We start from the raw sequence: 1,317 nt of genomic DNA, 5'->3' as shown, positions 1-1,317 counted from the left end.
GGGTATGGTTTGAAGGAATATGATGGACATAAAATTTATACTACTTCAGGTGTTGGTGGCGGAGCATTTGAAATGTTCATAAGATTTTTTGCACAGCCTGAAATTGTGGTGCTAAAATTAAAAAAAATAAATTAAGAAAGTTTATACACAAGGAGGAAATTTTTGATGGATATTATGTTGGAGGATTTAAATAAAGAGTATAATCTTAGGTATGTAAAGGAGAAATTGGGCGGAGTTGGTAGCGTTGAAGCGCTTGAAGGCTTTATGGACGGATTCTATGTAAGTATTCAGGAATTTAGTAAAAAGTACAGAATAAAGATAAACGTTGATAAGGAAATCGATCAGGAAAGACTGACAAAACTATTTAATAGGTTAAAAACAGATGTCTATGATTTTAAGGAGGCAAAATTTGAAAAAAGTTACATTGAGTTAACAGTAAAAAATTCTGAAAGAGATATAAAACAAGCAATTGAAACAGCAATAAATTTTTTGACAAAGGAAGAAAGCAAGAGTAAGTGTGCTTTTTGCGGAAAGAATGAAAGTAAAATATCATATACGACATTATTAAAATCTGATTATAGTGAAGGATTCCATTTATGTGAAAACTGTGTTAAGAAAATCGAAAATGAATGGGAAAAAGAAAAAGAGGAAAAACAGAAAGTACAAATGAATTTTGTTAAAGGATTTTTAGGATCTCTGATAGGAGCCTTGATTATGGGAATATCGTGGATAATAGTTGGAATGTTTGGAAAATTGGCGATTTTTACAATAATTCTAATTTCAGCTGGCGCTGTGGGAGGATTTACAGTACTAGGTAAAAAAATTAATCAGCTTGGAATAGCTGCAATATGCGTTTCAACTGTAATAGGTATCTGGTTTTCACATTTGATGCTTTTTTCAATAAAATCTAAAATGGGAATATTTGAAGTTCTTTCAGACAGAATTTTAGTTAACAGGTTATTAATAACGGGAGATATGATAGCAGCTGTTGTACTTGGTATTGGAATGTCAATATTTGGTGCAAGGATGTCTTCAAAGGAACTTGAAGGAGTATACGAAATAAAAAGATTTTAGAAACTGTAAAAAATACGGCTGATGGTAAGGTTCAATTCAAAGAGCTTAAATATACTAAAGCAGGAACCTATCATTATACCATTAGTGAAAAAGCTGGTGATGTTCCAGGAGTTGAATATGAACCGAATCTTATCTCGGCAACTGTAACTGTCGAAGATAAGGGAGGAAAGCTTGAAGTTACAAAGATCACTTATTCGAAAGCTGGTGAGGAGACTAAAAACCCAACTTTTGAGAATCGCTATA

2 protein-coding genes and 1 pseudogene are annotated in these 1,317 nt (G+C 32.3%); all 3 read left to right on the top strand.

The window, feature by feature from the left end:
• Window positions 1–135 (top strand): annotated as a pseudogene (locus tag Q0370_RS01700) (metallophosphoesterase); the annotation flags it as partial.
• Between the two features lie 30 nt (window positions 136–165).
• The gene (locus tag Q0370_RS01695; RefSeq protein WP_299571260.1) at window positions 166–1,074 is read left to right on the top strand and encodes a hypothetical protein; all 909 of its coding nucleotides are present in this window, start codon (window positions 166–168) and stop codon (window positions 1,072–1,074) included.
• Window positions 1,053–1,317, top strand: a 265-nt coding sequence (locus tag Q0370_RS11755; protein WP_367270805.1) for an FctA domain-containing protein, incomplete at its 3' end; no start/stop codon positions are given. The genes Q0370_RS01695 and Q0370_RS11755, both read left to right, overlap by 22 nt.

It is taken from the genome of uncultured Leptotrichia sp. (genome assembly GCF_938036635.1).
GTDB classification, from domain to species: Bacteria; Fusobacteriota; Fusobacteriia; order Fusobacteriales; family Leptotrichiaceae; genus Leptotrichia; species Leptotrichia hongkongensis.
This window is presented reverse-complemented; position numbering and strand designations above follow the sequence as displayed.

Excerpts from the sequence above, each read along its gene's own strand:
- Q0370_RS01695 (WP_299571260.1), top strand. The coding sequence starts at position 166 with ATGGATATTATGTTGGAGGATTTAAATAAAGAGTATAATCTTAGGTAT.